At 69.6% G+C, this 1,221-nt stretch carries 2 protein-coding genes; both read right to left on the bottom strand.

Translation table 11 applies throughout. The features are described from left to right. Positions 1–10 precede the first annotated feature (10 nt). On the bottom strand, positions 11–544 hold the full coding sequence (locus tag HC022_RS26935) for a CoxG family protein (RefSeq protein WP_167454419.1): 534 nt from the start codon (positions 542–544) through the stop codon (positions 11–13). 186 nt (positions 545–730) lie between these two features. Beyond that, the gene (locus HC022_RS26940) at positions 731–1,219 is read right to left on the bottom strand and encodes a hypothetical protein (protein WP_167454420.1); all 489 of its coding nucleotides are present in this window, start codon (positions 1,217–1,219) and stop codon (positions 731–733) included. Between the last annotated feature and the right edge of the window lie 2 nt (positions 1,220–1,221).

A 1,221-nucleotide genomic window follows, 5' to 3' on the forward strand; every position in this document is an offset into this window, starting at 1 on the left:
CCAGCCGGCCTCAGCCCGAGACCATGCGCTTGAACCAGCCCTTCTTCTTGCCCTCGGCACCGGCGTCGCCCTCGGCTTCCGGCGCTTGGTCCGGATCCGCGGGGCCTTCGACGGCCTCCTGGAAATTGGTGAAGAACTGGTCCGCCATCTTCTTGGCGAAGCCGTCGATGATCCGGCTGCCGAGCTGGGCCAGCTTGCCGCCCACCTTGGCCTCGACCTCGTAGTGCAGCACCGTGATGCCGTCGCCCTTTTCGGTCAGCGTCACGTCGGCGCCGCCCTTGGCAAAGCCTGCGGCCCCGCCCTTGCCGTCCCCCGACAGGGTCAGGCTTTCCGGTTCGTTCAGGTTCGACAGCGTGACCTTGCCCTGGAAGGTCGCCTTCACCGGGCCGACCTTCTGCACCACCGTGGCCTCGAACCCCTCCTCGGGGGACCCGGTCATCTCGGTGCAGCCGGGCACGCATTGCTTCAGCACCTCTGGATCGAGGATCGCGGCCCACACCACCTCGCGCGGGGCGTTGATCTCGCGGGTATCGCTCATATGCATCTGGAGAGCCTCCCTTCCTTCCGTGCCACCACACTACACGGTCGCAGGCGGTGGCATATTAGACCAATGGCGTAGCCCGGACTCGCCCGGGGCCACCGCCTTCTGGAGGGCAGCATGTCGAAAGCCCCAGCGGCTGCCAAGGTCTTTCTGATCAAAAAACAGCCGGGCAACGCAACGCCGTGCGGATCAGCCGCCGGCATAGACCTCGAGCGTCGGAAGGTCAGTGAGCGGCGCCTCGATGAGCCGCATCGCCGCGAGCGAGATCCGGCTGCCCGAGGTGGTCGCCCCGTCGATCGGGAGAAGCTCGACCTGCGCCGACTTGCCCGAGCCGGGGTAGCGCACCCGCCCCTGCGTGGGCGACGTGACCAGCGGCGTCTCGAGCCAGAACCCGGGCTTCGACGGATCGCCGAGCGATGCCACCGATGTTCCGAGCGAACGCTCTCCCCCCGCCTTGGGCGCAGCCGCGGCGGCGCGCTCATCGGCGGTGGTGGTGTCGAACTGCTCGGCCGTGCGCGCATTGGCAGCCGGCGCCACCGAGGCGGGGCGCGCCTGCGGCCGGGCCGCGGCCTCCTCGGCCGGTTGCGGCGGGGGGGTTGCGGCAGGGCGGGGCTCGGCACAGGCGGCCAGCGCGGCAAGGGGGGGCAGCGGGGGGGGCTGCACGATGTTTATTTTCACGA

The sequence above is a fragment of the Salipiger sp. HF18 genome, from assembly GCF_011806505.1.
GTDB lineage: Bacteria > Pseudomonadota > Alphaproteobacteria > Rhodobacterales > Rhodobacteraceae > Salipiger > Salipiger thiooxidans.

Coding starts and splice junctions, on each gene's coding strand:
- HC022_RS26935 (WP_167454419.1), bottom strand. CDS start 544: ATGCATATGAGCGATACCCGCGAGATCAACGCCCCGCGCGAGGTGGTG.